General features: G+C 52.8%; 9 protein-coding genes and 1 pseudogene. 5 read left to right on the top strand and 5 right to left on the bottom strand.

The annotated features are described in order from the left end of the window. The first annotated feature begins 121 nt into the window (after positions 1–121). Positions 122–1,717: a propionate catabolism operon regulatory protein PrpR gene (gene prpR, locus OGY35_RS13395; RefSeq protein WP_286632519.1), complete on the top strand. Its 1,596-nt coding sequence runs from the start codon at positions 122–124 to the stop codon at positions 1,715–1,717. A 78-nt stretch (positions 1,718–1,795) separates the two neighbouring features. Here the strand turns inward: prpR and yahO are convergent, their stop codons facing one another. Continuing rightward, positions 1,796–2,071 carry a DUF1471 family periplasmic protein YahO gene (yahO, locus tag OGY35_RS13390; RefSeq protein WP_042324669.1) on the bottom strand — a complete coding sequence of 92 codons (276 nt, stop codon included), beginning with the start codon at positions 2,069–2,071 and terminating at the stop codon, positions 1,796–1,798. Between the two features lie 825 nt (positions 2,072–2,896). Here yahO and OGY35_RS13385 point away from each other — a divergent pair. From OGY35_RS13385 to OGY35_RS13375, 3 genes are all read left to right on the top strand, one after another. Next, positions 2,897–5,467 carry an autotransporter outer membrane beta-barrel domain-containing protein gene (locus OGY35_RS13385; protein WP_502872702.1) on the top strand — a complete coding sequence of 857 codons (2,571 nt, stop codon included), beginning with the start codon at positions 2,897–2,899 and terminating at the stop codon, positions 5,465–5,467. A 130-nt stretch (positions 5,468–5,597) separates the two neighbouring features. After that, entirely contained in the window at positions 5,598–6,230 is a 633-nt protein-coding gene (locus OGY35_RS13380; RefSeq protein ID WP_152405731.1) for a LysE family transporter, read from the top strand. Positions 6,231–6,452: 222 nt separating this feature from the next. Further along, positions 6,453–6,908 (top strand): hypothetical protein, encoded by a 456-nt coding sequence (locus OGY35_RS13375; protein WP_286632517.1) that lies wholly within the window; start codon positions 6,453–6,455, stop codon positions 6,906–6,908. A gap of 254 nt (positions 6,909–7,162) precedes the next feature. Here OGY35_RS13375 and OGY35_RS13370 read toward each other — a convergent pair whose 3' ends face one another. Both OGY35_RS13370 and OGY35_RS13365 read right to left on the bottom strand, forming a co-directional pair. Further along, the gene (locus OGY35_RS13370; RefSeq protein ID WP_286632516.1) at positions 7,163–10,123 is read right to left on the bottom strand and encodes an autotransporter outer membrane beta-barrel domain-containing protein; all 2,961 of its coding nucleotides are present in this window, start codon (positions 10,121–10,123) and stop codon (positions 7,163–7,165) included. A 407-nt stretch (positions 10,124–10,530) separates the two neighbouring features. Beyond that, on the bottom strand, positions 10,531–12,084 hold the full coding sequence (locus tag OGY35_RS13365; protein ID WP_152405734.1) for a peptide MFS transporter: 1,554 nt from the start codon (positions 12,082–12,084) through the stop codon (positions 10,531–10,533). 508 nt (positions 12,085–12,592) lie between these two features. Between OGY35_RS13365 and OGY35_RS13360 the strand changes: the two genes are divergently transcribed. Next, on the top strand, positions 12,593–13,000 hold the full coding sequence (locus tag OGY35_RS13360) for a cupin domain-containing protein (protein WP_152405735.1): 408 nt from the start codon (positions 12,593–12,595) through the stop codon (positions 12,998–13,000). A 4-nt stretch (positions 13,001–13,004) separates the two neighbouring features. Here OGY35_RS13360 and OGY35_RS13355 read toward each other — a convergent pair whose 3' ends face one another. Together OGY35_RS13355 and OGY35_RS13350 are read right to left on the bottom strand one after the other, a co-directional pair. Further along, a complete protein-coding gene (locus OGY35_RS13355) occupies positions 13,005–13,895 on the bottom strand; it encodes a LysR family transcriptional regulator (protein WP_286632515.1) in 891 nt (296 codons plus the stop codon). A gap of 155 nt (positions 13,896–14,050) precedes the next feature. Next, positions 14,051–14,884: pseudogene (locus OGY35_RS13350) on the bottom strand (class I SAM-dependent methyltransferase); the annotation flags it as partial. Positions 14,885–14,929: the final 45 nt, after the last annotated feature.

The raw sequence follows: 14,929 nt of genomic DNA, 5'->3' as shown, positions 1-14,929 counted from the left end.
TACTGCTTTCCACGAAAGTGCGTGTCAGCTAACGTTTCATGAAACGCGTTCTGTTGTTTCATTGCAACATTTATGAAACAAGGCTACACCCAATACTCTGTCCTTTTATTTTGGGTTGGCTATGGCGACGACAAATCTTCCTCCGCGGGTAAATGATGACAAACCGGTTATCTGGACGGTCTCGGTAACGCGACTGTTCGATCTGTTTCGCGACATCAGCCTCGAGTTCGATAACCAGGCGACCATCACCCCAATCCAGCTCGGTTTTGAAAAGGCGGTCGCCTATATTCGTAAAAAGCTGGCGACCGAACGCTGTGACGCGATCATCGCCGCAGGATCTAACGGCGCGTATCTGAAAAGCCGTCTGTCGATTCCGGTGATCCTGATCAAGCCCAGCGGTTTTGACGTCCTGCACGCGCTGGCAAAGGCTGGCAAACTGACCGCTTCCATTGGCGTGGTCACCTATCAGGAGACACTGCCGGCGCTGATGGCCTTTCAAAAAACCTTTAACCTGCAACTGGAACAGCGCAGCTATATCACCGAAGAAGATGCGCGGGGACAGATCAACGAACTGAAAGCCAGCGGCATTGAGGCGGTGGTCGGCGCGGGGCTGATAACCGATCTGGCGGAAGAGGCTGGCATGACGGGTATCTTTATCTATTCCGCCGCCACGGTGCGCCAGGCCTTCAGCGATGCGCTGGACATGACTCGCCACACCCAGCGCCGTCACGGTCATTACGCGTCCGATCAGGCGCTGCGTACCCGCTATGAACTGGGAGATATTCGCGGCGAGTCCGCGCAGATGGAGCAGGTGCGCCATACCATTATGCTGTATGCCCGTTCACCAGCCTCTGTCCTGATACAGGGGGAAACCGGCACCGGAAAGGAACTGGCGGCCCAGGCCATTCACCGGGAGTTTTGTACGCGTGCAGGCACGCGTGGCGACAAGTCGACCCATCCGTTCGTCGCGGTAAACTGTGGGGCGATTACTGAATCATTACTTGAAGCGGAGTTGTTCGGCTATGAGGAGGGTGCCTTCACCGGGTCGCGACGCGGCGGCCGTGCCGGGCTGTTTGAAATCGCCCACGGAGGGACGCTGTTTCTCGATGAGATCGGTGAAATGCCGCTGCCGCTGCAAACCCGACTACTGCGCGTACTGGAAGAAAAAGAGGTCACTCGGGTGGGCGGACATCACCCCATTCCGGTGACGGTGCGGGTGATTAGCGCCACCCACTGCAATCTGGAAGAGGAGATGAAACGGGGGCTATTCCGTCGCGATCTGTTTTATCGCCTGAGTATTTTGCGTCTGTCGCTGCCGGCTCTGCGCGAGCGCCCCGCAGATATCCTGTCGCTGGCGGAAGGTTTTTTAAAACAGTCGCTGGCCGCGCTCTGTGTGCCGTTTACCGAGTCGGTGCGCGCCGGACTGGCGCAGAGCGCCTGCGTTCTGTTGCACTATCACTGGCCGGGGAATATTCGCGAGTTACGTAATATGATGGAACGGCTGGCGCTGTTTTTAAGCGTTGAACCTATGCCACAGCTGGATGAGCACTTACTACAGCGGCTGCTGCCGGAACTGGCAGAGATTGAAACGCCGTCATTCCCGGTATCTTCAGCCACACCGCAGCAGGTACTGGTGCAGTTCAACGGTGATAAACGTGCCGCAGCTCGCTATCTGGGGATCAGCAGAACCACCTTCTGGCGACGACTGAAGGAATAAATTGTCGGGTGGCGACGCACAGCGTCCTGTCCAGCCTACCACCCAGAACAGACCGGAACCACCCGACAACCTTACGAATTACTTCTTCTTGTAAATATTGGCAGTGCCATGAATTTTGTTGTCGGTTTGACCGGAGGTCAGCACAACCACATCAGCACCTTTTTCCTCTGCTTTTTTCAGCAGATCTTCTTTCGCATCCTGAGTTGATGTTTCATTGCTGGTATTGATGTTACCAATCAGGGTGTACTGCGACTCTACCTTCTCAAACTCAGCCTTTGTTAACAGCTCCGCTGCAAACGCATTTGTCGCCACAAAAGCCAACGCAGCAATCAAGACTTTATATCCAGTTTTCATAGTAAAGCTCCAGGTTATGTTATGACGCTATCATCACCCCTGAATCCATGCAGCGGTTCAAGGATGATTAATAACTAGTTCAGCTTCCAGGAAAAATCCAGGCCCTTTCCAGGATATATTGCTTTTGTGGTTTCAACCTGCTCAGTACGCTTTTCACGTTCGACGGTAAAGTTAAGTCAGTCCGTTTACTATAAATACGCAGACAACGCTGCCCCCTGTTTTTAATCAATCAAAAGATGCTAACTCAGTATGAATAAGCCTGTTCAGAATCCTTTCAATTAAGATTATTATTAAAAATTTTCGGGTTTATTGGTAATAGTCTTAATTCCAACAAAAAACCTCTCAGATAAATACCAATATAAAAATTGATATTCATCAAGCCAATGATAATTAGCCAGTATAAGAATCCGAAAAAAAAATTATTACCGCACGTGATTAACAACGTTAAATAGATAACCAGATTGACGTTAAACCTACGCATCCATTAAGCCCGTCTTATCGAATACCTCATCTATCTTATTGTTTTTTGCTTTAAATTCGCACAATTCCTGGGCGGAGGGTAAAAAACAATAAATATTGATAATCAAACAATTAGCAACCATTTGCACATTTTCAGCCCATTAACGACGGTTAATAGCCTCAGCCTATCGATACTCCATGCAAGTCGGTGGCAAAACGATTACGCCATTTCCCTCGCGACAAATAACATTAATAATCATCAGCTCCTTATTAACATGAGCAAATCCACGAATGGCCTAATATTCAAGATTGGCCTTTTTGCCCCTCCATTTAATTAATATTCGAATCTTAAGGAAGAGTCAATATATGAAAATAAATACAATACACCCCCCTGGCTCACTATTAGCCATTGCTATTTCAATTGCCTTAACACCCACAGCAATGGCTGATAATAGTATTTCTCCACCAACGGGTGTGGGTGATACCGTCATTATTAATAACGGCCAAAGTATTACGCTTTCCGCGACGGAAAATACCGATCCCGCATGGGATAACTTCAGCAGTCTCTGGGTCGGTAATAACTCTGACGGCTCGCTGCTGATCGATGGTCGGGATATCGCCACCTCCGCCGGTATGATAGGTAATGGCGCGAACGGCAGCGTGACGCTGACGAATGGCGCAACCTGGACGCTGGACAATCTGAATCTGGTGCTCGGGACCCATGATGGTTCAGGAACACTGCTGGTGAGTAATGGCAGCAAAATCAGCGGTATTGATGAACTGCGCATTGGAGAATATGCCGCAAATGCACAGGGGACGGTCACCATCGACGGTGCAAATTCGTCTGTCTCATCCGCCTGGAGCGTGGTCGGCGATCAGGGGCGCGGCAACCTGGTGATTACCCGCGGCGGCACCCTCTCCTTAAGCGAACACATGAACATCGGCTACGTCGGCAATACGAGCAGTACCAGTCGTAATGGCTATGGAGTAACCCTGATCGACGGTGAAAACTCGCGACTGGATGTGACAAAGGGCATTTATCTCGGCGGCTTCGACAGCACGGCATCCAATGACGCCACCGGTATTCTGACCGTCAGCAATGGCGCAACGGTCAGCTCAGGTAGCTTTATCTGGCTGGCGGTGGGGCAAGGCAGCACCGGTATCCTGAATATCGGCGGGGCGAAGGGAGAAGCGCAACAGGCCGCGGGAACGTTGGATCTGCCGTGGATTTACCTTGGCAACACCAGCGGTATGAGCACGGCAGAACTCAACTTTAACCACAACAGCGATGACTTCGTGCTCTCGGCCAGAATCACGGGCGTTGGCGAAGTGAACCATTTCGGCTCGGGGACAACGACGCTTACAGGTGCCAACACCTACCAGGGCCCGACCCACGTCGCGAACGGCACGTTGCGCGCTGGGGTAGAAAATACCCTGAGTGCACGATCGGATTACCGCGTGGACAACGGCGCGCAGCTGGATCTTAATGGCTATTCGCAGACGCTGAACTCGCTGGAGCTGGCAGGCACGGCGACGCTCTCTTCCCCGTCGCGGGTGAAAGCAGCCTTTAGCCCAACCACGTTAACGATTAACGGCGATTATACCGGCAACAACGGCCTGCTGGCCTTACGCACCGTGCTGGGTGATGACCTTTCGCCGACCGATAAGCTGGTTGTGAAGGGTGATACCCACGGTACCACGCGCGTCAGCGTCAGCAACGCCGGCGGTAGCGGTGCCCCGACGATTGAAGGCATCCGCATTGTCGACGTTGAAGGCGCATCTAACGGCACCTTTGTGAAAGAAGGTCGTATTGTGGCGGGCGCATATGACTACGATATTGTGAAACGAGATAACCAAAACTGGTCTCTGACCAGTGTGGCATTGCCAGGACCGGTCCCCCCAACCCCGCCGGGCACCCCGAAAGAGCCCGTCGAACCCATGCCTCCAACAGCGGAAGGCCCGCATCAGTATCGCCCGGAAACCGGCAGCTATCTGGCAAACACCCTTGCCGCCAACACGCTGTTCACCACCCGCCTCCACGATCGTCTGGGTGAAACCCAGTACACCGACGCGTTAACCGGCGAGCAGAAGGTGACCAGCCTGTGGATGCGCCACATCGGCGGACATAACCGCTTCAAGGACGGTTCCGGGCAGATAAGCACCCAGAGCAACCGCTATGTCATGCAACTGGGCGGCGACATTGCGCAATGGAGCACCGACGGCCTGGATCGCTGGCATCTGGGTCTGATGGCCGGTTACGCCAACAGCAAGAGCCGCAGTCATTCCAGTCTGACCGGATACTCTTCTCGTGGGGAAATCAGCGGCTACAGCGCCGGTCTGTACGGCACCTGGTATGCCAACGACGCCGATAAAACCGGGGCTTATGTTGATGGCTGGATGCTCTACAACTGGTTTGACAACACCGTCTCCGGACAGGGACTGGCGTCTGAAAAGTATGACTCAGACGGTATCACCGCCTCTGTCGAAACGGGCTATACCTGGAAACTGGCCGAACTCAGCGAGCGTAACGCGCTGTACATTCAACCTAAAGTCCAGGTGACCTGGATGGACGTGCAGGCCGATACGCACGTTGAGAAAAATGGCACCCGGGTCGTGGATAAAACCGACGGTAATCTGCAAACGCGCCTGGGTGTGAAAGCGTACCTGCAGGGGCATAACGCGATGGATGACGGCAAGGACCGCACCTTCCAGCCGTTTGTCGAAGCCAACTGGATCCACAACACGCAGAATTACCGCGTACAGATGGATGACATCAGCAACGACGTGAAAGGCACCCGCAACATAGGTGAACTGAAAGTGGGCGTTGAAGGCCAACTTAGCCAGCGTCTGCAACTGTGGGGCAACGTTGCCCAACAGATTGGCGACAACGGCTACAGCGATACGCAAGGCATGTTAGGGCTGAAATACAGCTTCTGACCCTCTACCACCCGTGGCAACGCGGGTGGTTTTCTTCCCCCGCCTCTCCCTTTGTGATCCCATTCGCATCCCCCAGGTTTTGTGATAAATAAGATGAGGTTACTTTATCTGATTCAGGGAAATGTGGTTTATGGAACCTCTGCACGCGGTTTTCCTCACCGTCAGCCTGTTCGTCTTAACCTTCTTTAACCCAGGCGCCAATCTGTTTGTGGTTGTGCAAACCAGTCTGGCCTCCGGACGACGCGCAGGCGTATTAACCGGTCTGGGTGTGGCGTTAGGTGACGCAATCTATTCCGGGCTGGGATTGTTCGGCATGGCGACGCTGATTACCCAGTGCGAAGCGGTATTCTCGGTGATCAAAATTGGCGGCGGCGCGTATCTGCTGTGGTTTGCCTGGAACAGCATTCGCCACCAGGCCACGCCGCAAATGCCGACGCTTCAGCAACCCGTTAGCGCGCCGTGGACGGTGTTCTTTCGTCGCGGCTTATTGACCGATCTGTCTAATCCGCAAACCGTTCTGTTTTTTATCAGTATCTTCTCCGTGACGCTGAGTGCCGACACGCCCATGTGGGCGAGGATGATGGCCTGGGCCGGGATTGTGCTCTCTTCAGTTATCTGGCGCGTCTTTCTGAGTCAGGCCTTTTCATTGCCGGCCGTGCGTCGGGCATACGGCAGAATACAGCGCGTCGCCAGTCGAATCATCGGGGCAATTATTGGCCTGCTGGCATTACGCTTAATCTATGAAGGAATTACCCATCGCTAACCCCCTCCCCCTGAAATAAAGTAGTTTCAGGGGACAGTATTTGCCTTCGTCATTCCCTTTGCTGTAAAACACTATTACTCAAAAAAACAACCGCTCTCTTTTAAATAAATTTAATACAGAGAGAAATGGGGTTTATTATTTATCAAATAGCAAAATGGGAACAATCCGATGTTAAAAAATAAATTACTCCTTTTATTACCACTTATTCTTACCGGCTGTACGATGAGTGACAGCGACATGCGTAAAGCCTACAGCAACCACTACCAGCAGCCGGCAGGCTACGTGGCGGTCTATAAGGAAAAAATCGCCGGGATGGACAGTGACGCGCTGGCAAAATATGCAGCAGCAGAAGAAAAGAAAAAAATGCGCGGCCAGTCCAGCGTGAAAATTGATGATTACATTACGGCGCAAAACATTCAGGCCAAAGGTTCGCGCGTGGTCTTCGATTATTCGCTTTCAGAAAAATGGTTAGCGCTTCCTCCGGCAAAACAACGCGAAAAACAGAAGCTGATGGAAAAAGATTTAATATACCGTACCTGTTCACTGGAGACGGTAAAACTGGCGCAGGAAAAAGGACTGGCAGAAGAACATAACTATTACAGCCACTATCCCGAGACGATCGCCTTTACCCTGCGTACCAGCGGGCAGATCTGTATCAATAATGGTTTTGCACGATAATCTCCCTCCCCCTGACAACCATGACAGGGCGAAGGACCAGACGCATTATTCTTCAGCCGAGTGGGGGGTACAAGCGTCTCCATACGTGCGGATTACTGGGGGCTTACACCTGTCTGCCGCAACCGAACTTTACCGGGGATGAAGAGGAGTCGTTATTTTAGTGTTATTGATTACCGGATGGTGCTGGCGCTTATTCGGCCTACACTTACCACTTGTAGGCCGGATAAGGCACGGCCACCATCCGGCAATTCACATCAGAACGACGCTTTAATTCCGATCATCGCGGAGGTATCGCTGTAGCCCTTATCGCCCATCTGCTGACCGATGTTGCCCCACAGAGCGACGTTCTTCGTCAACTGGCCTTCAACACCGGCTTTCACTTCGCCAATATTGCGCGCACCCTGCAGATCCACGTTTTCACCGTTCATTGAGACGCCAAAGTCTTTGCTGTTGTGGATCCAGTTGGCTTCCACAAACGGCTGGAAGGTGCGGTCTTTACCGTCGTCGAGCGGGTTGTGACCCTTGCCGAACAGACGCACGCCGACGCGGGTCTGGATGTTGCCATCACCGTTACCTTCCACGCGGGTACCGTTAACTTCTTTGTGCTCGTCGGCCTTCACGCCCATCCAGGTGACCTGGGCTTTAGGCTGGATGTACAGCGCGTTACGCTCGCTGATGTCCGCCAGTTTCCAGGTGTAACCGGATTCCACAGAGGCGGTGAAACCTTTAGCGTCATACTCTTCTGACTCCACACCGTCGCCGGAAAGGGTGTTATCAAACCAGCTGTACTGTGCCCAGGTATCAACATACGCGCCTTCATGGGTCGCGTTGTCCTGAAGCCAGGTGCCATACAGGCCAACGCTGTAACCGTCGATGGCGCTGCGCGCACGGTTGCCGTTACGCTGATTTTCAGCACGGGCTTTCTGGTTGGCATAGCCCGCCATCACCCCCAGATGGTAGCGGTCAGTGTTGTCGGAAGACCACTGCGCAATATCACCGCCGAGTTGCATGACATAGCGGTTGGCCTGCAGGTTCAACTGGGCGCTGCTGTCGTGCTGACGGGTATGCCCGCCCACGTTGCGCAGCCACAGGCTGGTCACCTTCTGCTCGCCGGTTAACGCGTCGGTGTACTGGGTTTCACCCAGACGATCCTGCAGCCGGGTGTTGAACATCGTATTCGCCGCCTGCAGGTTCATACCGTACAGACCGGCTTCCGGACGCACCGCGTGTTCACGCGGCGTTGGGGTCGGAGACTGCGGCTGAACCGGATCCTGCGGGTCTACGGGATCAACCGGGTCAACAGGCGTTACCGGAACCACCGGATCTGGCTGTTCTGGCGGTTCCGGAGACAGCGCACTGCTCAGGAACCAGTTTTTCGCCTGCGTGCCTTCGCCACGTTGCAGGGTGTAATCATACGCACCCGCAATAATACGCCCGCTCTGTGTGAACTCACCGTCGGAGTTGCCGCCTACGCTAATAAGTTCAATACCCTCCGTCGTGAGACCACCAGCCCCACCTGCGTTCAATACCTTCACGTTTGTGGTGCCGGAGGTGTTACCCGCAATAACCAGGCGGTCAGTTGGAGAAGTATCATCGCCCAGTTGGCTGTTCATCACGATGTTACCGTTAGTCCCGGTATAATCGCCGCTCACGGTCAGGGTTTTGAACGTTGTGGCAGCACGCGTCAGCTGACTGGTACTCGTGACTGGCGCCATAAAGTTCAGCGTCGCGTTGTTCAGCGTCAGATTTGTCAGGCTGGAGTCGCCAGTCATATCCCAACGACTGTGGCTGCCGTTGAATGCCAGATCGATAATGCCGCTGGATACCTTCTTCGTTTTGCCGTAAAGGTAGGAGTTATCGCCGGTGTTAATATTGACGATGTGATTGCTCTCGGACTGAATATCCCCCCACGCCTGGAATTTATTGTTGTTGCTGATATCGATGGAACCATAGATAGCGAGTAAGTTACCCTGCGCACTCTGCACCCCCTGCAAACTCCCCAGCGTGACATCACCGAGGATTTTTGCATTCGCATTACGCACAAGTTCAACCCGGTTACCGCCCTCTGACTGCACATTCAGCGTATTGAAGGTCATGTCCTCCACGCTCACGCCCTGAATACCGTACAGATTGGTTGTATCATCCCCGGAAACCGCGATATTCAGGTTGTTGATTCTGACGCTGGCCTCTTCGCTTCCGTGAAACAGTGCGCCAATGACGCTCGCATCACCTTTCGCCCGCGCCTTAATGTTAAGGTTATCCATCGTAATATCCGACAGTGCCCCCAACGACGACAGCCCGGTAATCAAGCCAAAATCGTAATCCGTTGCGTTATCAGTGACATCAATATTGACATCATTAAAGTTGATTATATTCGCTCTGGCTGGCAGCGATACGGAGTCACGATGATCCTCCAGCACCAGGCCTTTAACACCATCTTCCGCTGCGTCCGTCGTAATCTTGATTTGGGTTGTACCCATAATATCGGCATTGCTGCTGACGTTCATCCCTTCCAGGTAAACCGCCGAGGTGGACTGCAAATCAACATTCACATTCCCCGTGATCCTCGTGCTCAGCCCCTTTAGTTCCAGCGCTTCCACGGTGGTCGTCCCCACTTCGCTGGAAGATTTGTTATCCGCGTATTTCACGGTGATGTTTTCCGCGGTGAGGGTCGAGTCTTTATACGCGACAATAGCTGAAGACATAATGCTGGATGAAACAGTGACCGGAGTGGTAATCGTTAAATCAAACAGGGTGTCGCCGGTTAACACAACATTCGCCGCGTTATTGACGTAAAGACCAATCGTCGGTACGCCAGACTGTTTAATCGTTAAATCTTCAGCCTTAAGGCTACCACCGTAAACTCTGACGGCATCGGCGACAGAACTGGATAACGTAGAATAATCGATAGATGAACCTTTACCTAAATCCAGATCCCCGGCGGAAACATACACGCTCGATCCGGTATTGCCTGCCGGGCTGACCATGTCAATTTTACCGTTGACCGTGACGCTGGCACCTGTCGCCCCGACGCCAATGTAAGAGACATCAGCACCATCGGCGACCTGCACGGTTCGTTTGTCGACAGGAACCGAATCAGTAATCGAAATGCGTTCCGCTTCCGCATAAACAGGAAGCGATGACGCAGAAAGAATAGTACTTAACAATAATGCGATTTTATTCGGTTTAAACCCGAAAGACAGAGAGTATTTCATAATAAGCCGTTCCCTACTTAAAAGAATATATTTGTTTTTTAGACTTTACAGACACAGACAAACGCCCCTTAAATTAAAAAGGTTGAAATAATCCCGTCAGTAGCATTTAATAAACAAATGATTTCCGATTTGGCTATTTTCCCTCCAATATATAATCTTCTCAAATGAAATAGTCTTAAGCGTGACTCAGATACCTAATCTAATAAATAACGCAAGTGCAGCATACAACACTTTAAATAATCTTAAATTTAGAATATTACACCACAAAAAGAACGAGCGATGAGATCCTTAAATAATATAAGAAATAATCACATGGATTATTGAGGATGGCGAGGGTGAATGTTTACTTATTGTGAAAAAAACCGGCGTATTTAACGCCGGCGGAGTGAGAGACGGATAATTATCGATCAGCCATTGATGGCGGGTTTCTGCTCAGTTTTCACCTGCGCATTTTCCAGCATGCGACGAACCGGAACAATTAATACGATAAGCACAGCGGCACAAATCAGCAGCGCTATGGAGCAGCGGGCGAAGAGGTCAGGCAGCATATCCAGTTGGTCAGCCTTGACGTGCCCACCAATCAGACCCGCCGCCAGGTTACCCAATGCGCTGGCGCAGAACCACAGGCCCATCATCTGACCCCGCATTCTTTCTGGCGCTAACAGCGTCATGGTCGCCAGACCAATCGGGCTCAGACACAATTCGCCCAGCGTCAGCATCAGAATGCTGCCCACCAGCCAGAACGGCGATACGCCCGCCCCACCGTTGCTCAGCACGTTCTGTGCAGCCATCATCATCAGGCCAAAGCCCGCCGCCGCGCACAGAATACCGATAACAAACTTGGTGATACTGCTCAGGCGCACGTTTTTGCGCGCCAGCGCCGGCCATGCCCAGCTGAAGACCGGTGCCAGCAGGATAATGAACAGGGCGTTGATCGACTGGAACCAGACGGCAGGAATTTCGAAATCACCGATCATGCGGTTGGTATAGTCGTTCGCGAACAGGTTGAACGAGGTCGGTTTCTGTTCAAATGCAGACCAGAAGAAAGCCGCAGAAACCAGCAGAATAAAGCAAACCAGCAGTCTGGCGCGCTCTTTGCGTGTCAGACCCGCAAACACGAACAGGTAGATAAAGTAAAGCGCCACCGAAGCGGCAATGACGTAGACCAGCATGCTGGCAACGGCGACCGGATTAATGACAATCACCCCCTGGGCTATCAGCGTCACGATAATAGCCACGCCGACGCTCAGCGCCAGCAACCAGCCACCCACGCCGTTTTTCTTCGCCACCGGGCTGTTCCATGTCGAATCAAGCCCCACTTCGCTGTCGTAGCGTTTCATGGAAGGTACGGCAAACACGCGGAAGATAACCAGCGCGACCAGCATCCCGATCCCGCCGATACCAAAGCCCCAGTGCCAACCGTGAGATTTGATCAACCAGCCGGAGATCAGCGGGGCGATGAATGACCCCATGTTAATGCCCATGTAGAACAGCGAGAAACCGCCGTCGCGGCGGGCATCGCCTTTCTTGTAGAGAGTGCCCACCATGACGGAGATACAGGTTTTGAACAGACCCGACCCCAGTACGATAAACATCAGGCCGATGAAGAACAGGTTGTCACCCATCCAGGCCGACAGGGCAATAGACAGATGGCCGAGCGCGATCAGGATCGAACCGTACCACACCGCGCGCTGTTGCCCGAGCCAGTTATCCGCCAGCCAGCCACCCGGAAGCGCCGCCAGGTACATGCTGCCGGCAAAAATACCGACAATCGCGGACGCATTTTCACGCGCCAGTCCCATGCCGCCATCGTAGACGGTCGCGGCCATGAACAGGATCAGTAACGGACGAATGCCGTAAAATGAAAATCGCTCCCACATCTCCGTGAAGAACAGTGAACCCAGCGGATAAGGATGGCCGAAGAACGTTCGGCTTTCGTTTTTATTAACAGAGGAATGCATAATTTCTCCCGAAATGGTGTGTTGTCTTGCTTGTAGCCACTGAATTACCCGCCGACCATTCATATATCTGGCCGATCATTCACATCCAGTGAAATATTATTTAACCATTTGATAACCATAAGACAGTTTTGTCTAGTGCCAGCCTCGGGACTTTAAGATGAAAACTCGATAGATGTCTAGTTTTGTAGATTTTATGTTTGATCGGAAAGGATAATGATTGACTTTAAAAGTCTGCAAATTATCCCTTATCAATTCATTAATAAACAATGCGTTACCTTTAAATACCATCCCCAAAAGCACGAAAATGATCGCCCCATATCTTTCTGTTTTTTTTTCTGGCTGAGATTTATGAATGATATTCATAGTGGTTATCCCGCTGGCGACCATTATCTCCGGGTGAGAAAACGCTACACTGCATCTCATTCTTCCTGTCCCAACGGATGACGATGATTACCGTTGCCAGCGCCGTAATGGCGCTGACCGCCAACCTGACAACCCCGGAGAAATCATGAACGCACCATTTGAAGGTAATGGCATTTTCCCGAAAGGGCCGAAAAACGAAGCGTATGCGCAATATTTTCAGGGGACCAGCTACCTGAATATGCTGTCCACGCAGGGTGTCAATATTGGCAACGTGGTGTTTGAACCCGGCTGTCGCAATCACTGGCATATCCACCACAAGGGGGGACAAATTCTGCTGGTGACCGGCGGACGAGGCTGGTATCAGGAGTGGGATAAACCGGCACAGCCTCTGGTCGCCGGAGACGTCGTGAATATTCCGCCCGGCGTAAAACACTGGCATGGCGCGGCGGCAGACAGTTGGTTTGCCCATCTTGCCGTCGAGGTGCCCGCACAAGGGTCTTCAAACGAATGGCTGGAGCCGGTCAGTGAGGAAGCGTACGCCCAGCTCCCCTGACGACTCAGGGGTAGCGCAATGCCTCGATCAGGCGCGCAAAGGCGGGTGGATGCTGTTTGCGGCTGGGGTAGTAAAGATAGTAGCCCGGAAATTCAGGACACCATGACTGCAAAACCTGCACCAGCGCGCCGGATTTGACGTACTCTGCGACAGAATCCTCCGGCACGCAGGTGAGGCCAAACCCGGACAGTGCGGCATCGACGCGTTCGGTGAGCAGGTTTAACGTCAACTGTCCGTCCACCCTGACTCGCAGCGGCTTGCCGTCCCGCTCAAATTCCCAGTGGTACAGACCGCCCGCGGTAGGCAGACGCATATTGATACACCGGTGGTTCTGCAATTCATGCGGCGTTTCTGGCACGGGACGCTCAGCAAAATAGTCTGGCGACCCCACTACCGCCATGCGCATATCCGGGCCGATTTTTACCGCGACCATATCTTTATCAACGCTTTCGCCCAGACGCACCCCGGCGTCAAAACGACCTTCTACGATATCCACAAAACCGTTATCGACCACCAGCTCGACGCTGATTTGCGGCCAGGCTTTGAGAAAAGGTTTCAGCCTCGACCACAGCAAACTGCGCGTCGCGTGTTCCCCGGCTGACAAACGGATATGACCCGAGGTCGTCCCGTTTAGCTGAATGAGTGCTTCCAGTTCCTGTTCAAGGTCTGCGATACGGGGTTCAAGACAGGCGATGATTCTCTCGCCAGCAGCGGTTGGCGCCACGCTGCGGGTGGTACGGGTCAAAAGCCGCAGGTTCAAACGCTCCTCCAGCGCTTTTATGGCATGGCTGAGGGCCGATTGTGAAACACCAATCTTCGCAGCGGCTTTGGTAAAACTCCGCTCTCTGGCTACAACCAGAAAGATCTGCAGTTCGTTGAAGTTTTCTTTAAGCATGGGCGGATCCTGACAGGTAGCGGGATTCAGGCATGATAGTGAATCACTCCCCGCAATGTAAGGCTCCCCGGTCTAAAAAAAGCCCGACAGCGTAAGCCATCGGGCATCCGATTTCTCTGGTCGCAGAACGGATAAATTACCGTTTACGCCGTTTCGCGACGGGCCATCAAAGCATAGAGCTTCCCGGCAAAGGTTTCACTGACCGGCCAGTCGTCAGCGGCAATGCGGGTTGTGGTGTGAAAACCGCACTGCGCCAGCAACTGCAGATACTCTTCGTCCCGCCAGGCACGCGTCTGGCTGCTAAAATGCACGACGCTGGCGTCGGCCTTGAGCGCCCAGAACGTCGTGGTGCTGGTTTGCATTTCCTCATTCCAGCTATTTTCGCTCAGCAACAGATGTGGTTCGGCGAGAAACAGCCCCTGCGAACAGCGCTGCCAGGACGGTTGTGCCATCCCCTGCCTTTTGACTTCGTCAAAAGTATGCACTTCAATCAGCAGAGCGCCTCCCGGCTTCAGCCAGGCCGCGCAGCGTGCCACCAGCCGTTGCGCATCCTCGATGGTAAAGACATTGATTTCACCGAAAGTCATCATGATAAAATCAAAAGCATCACCCGGCAGGTAATCGCGGACGTCCTGTTCCTGATAATCAATGTTCAGTCCTGCGCTTTGCGCCTGTTCCCGCGCCCACTGAACAGAGGCCGGAGAAAAGTCAACGCCGGTGCAATCAAACCCGCGCTGTGCGAGACGTTGGGTGTAAAAGCCAGGTCCGCATCCCAGATCAAGGATCTTTGCGCCCACGGGAAGTTGACGGGCGATCCAGTCGACCTGTTGCTCGATGACCGAAAGTTTACGACTGGCCCAGTCGTGCTCCTGAGACAAGTGGTTTTCCAGCATTCTGCGACTGAAGTCTGGATCGTTCCACGGGATCTTGCCGCCCGTTTCATGACCGTCGTATTGTCCACTCAGGAGAGTCAGTTCAAGTAGATTCATCCGTTGATCTCATCGTAATGTGTATATTGGCTGAAATATCATTCC

Origin of the sequence: Citrobacter sp. Ct235, assembly GCF_030332305.1 — a bacterium.
GTDB lineage: Bacteria > Pseudomonadota > Gammaproteobacteria > Enterobacterales > Enterobacteriaceae > Citrobacter_A > Citrobacter_A telavivensis.
The sequence above is the reverse complement of the archived record's forward strand: the minus strand, read 5'-3'. Positions and strand labels throughout refer to the sequence as shown.

Coding starts and splice junctions, on each gene's coding strand:
- OGY35_RS13355 (WP_286632515.1), bottom strand. CDS start 13,895: ATGCTTAAAGAAAACTTCAACGAACTGCAGATCTTTCTGGTTGTAGCC.
- OGY35_RS13385 (WP_502872702.1), top strand. CDS start 2,897: ATGAAAATAAATACAATACACCCCCCTGGCTCACTATTAGCCATTGCT.
- yahO (WP_042324669.1), bottom strand. CDS start 2,071: ATGAAAACTGGATATAAAGTCTTGATTGCTGCGTTGGCTTTTGTGGCG.
- OGY35_RS13365 (WP_152405734.1), bottom strand. CDS start 12,084: ATGCATTCCTCTGTTAATAAAAACGAAAGCCGAACGTTCTTCGGCCAT.
- OGY35_RS13360 (WP_152405735.1), top strand. CDS start 12,593: ATGAACGCACCATTTGAAGGTAATGGCATTTTCCCGAAAGGGCCGAAA.
- OGY35_RS13380 (WP_152405731.1), top strand. CDS start 5,598: ATGGAACCTCTGCACGCGGTTTTCCTCACCGTCAGCCTGTTCGTCTTA.
- OGY35_RS13370 (WP_286632516.1), bottom strand. CDS start 10,123: ATGAAATACTCTCTGTCTTTCGGGTTTAAACCGAATAAAATCGCATTA.
- OGY35_RS13375 (WP_286632517.1), top strand. CDS start 6,453: ATGAGTGACAGCGACATGCGTAAAGCCTACAGCAACCACTACCAGCAG.
- prpR (WP_286632519.1), top strand. CDS start 122: ATGGCGACGACAAATCTTCCTCCGCGGGTAAATGATGACAAACCGGTT.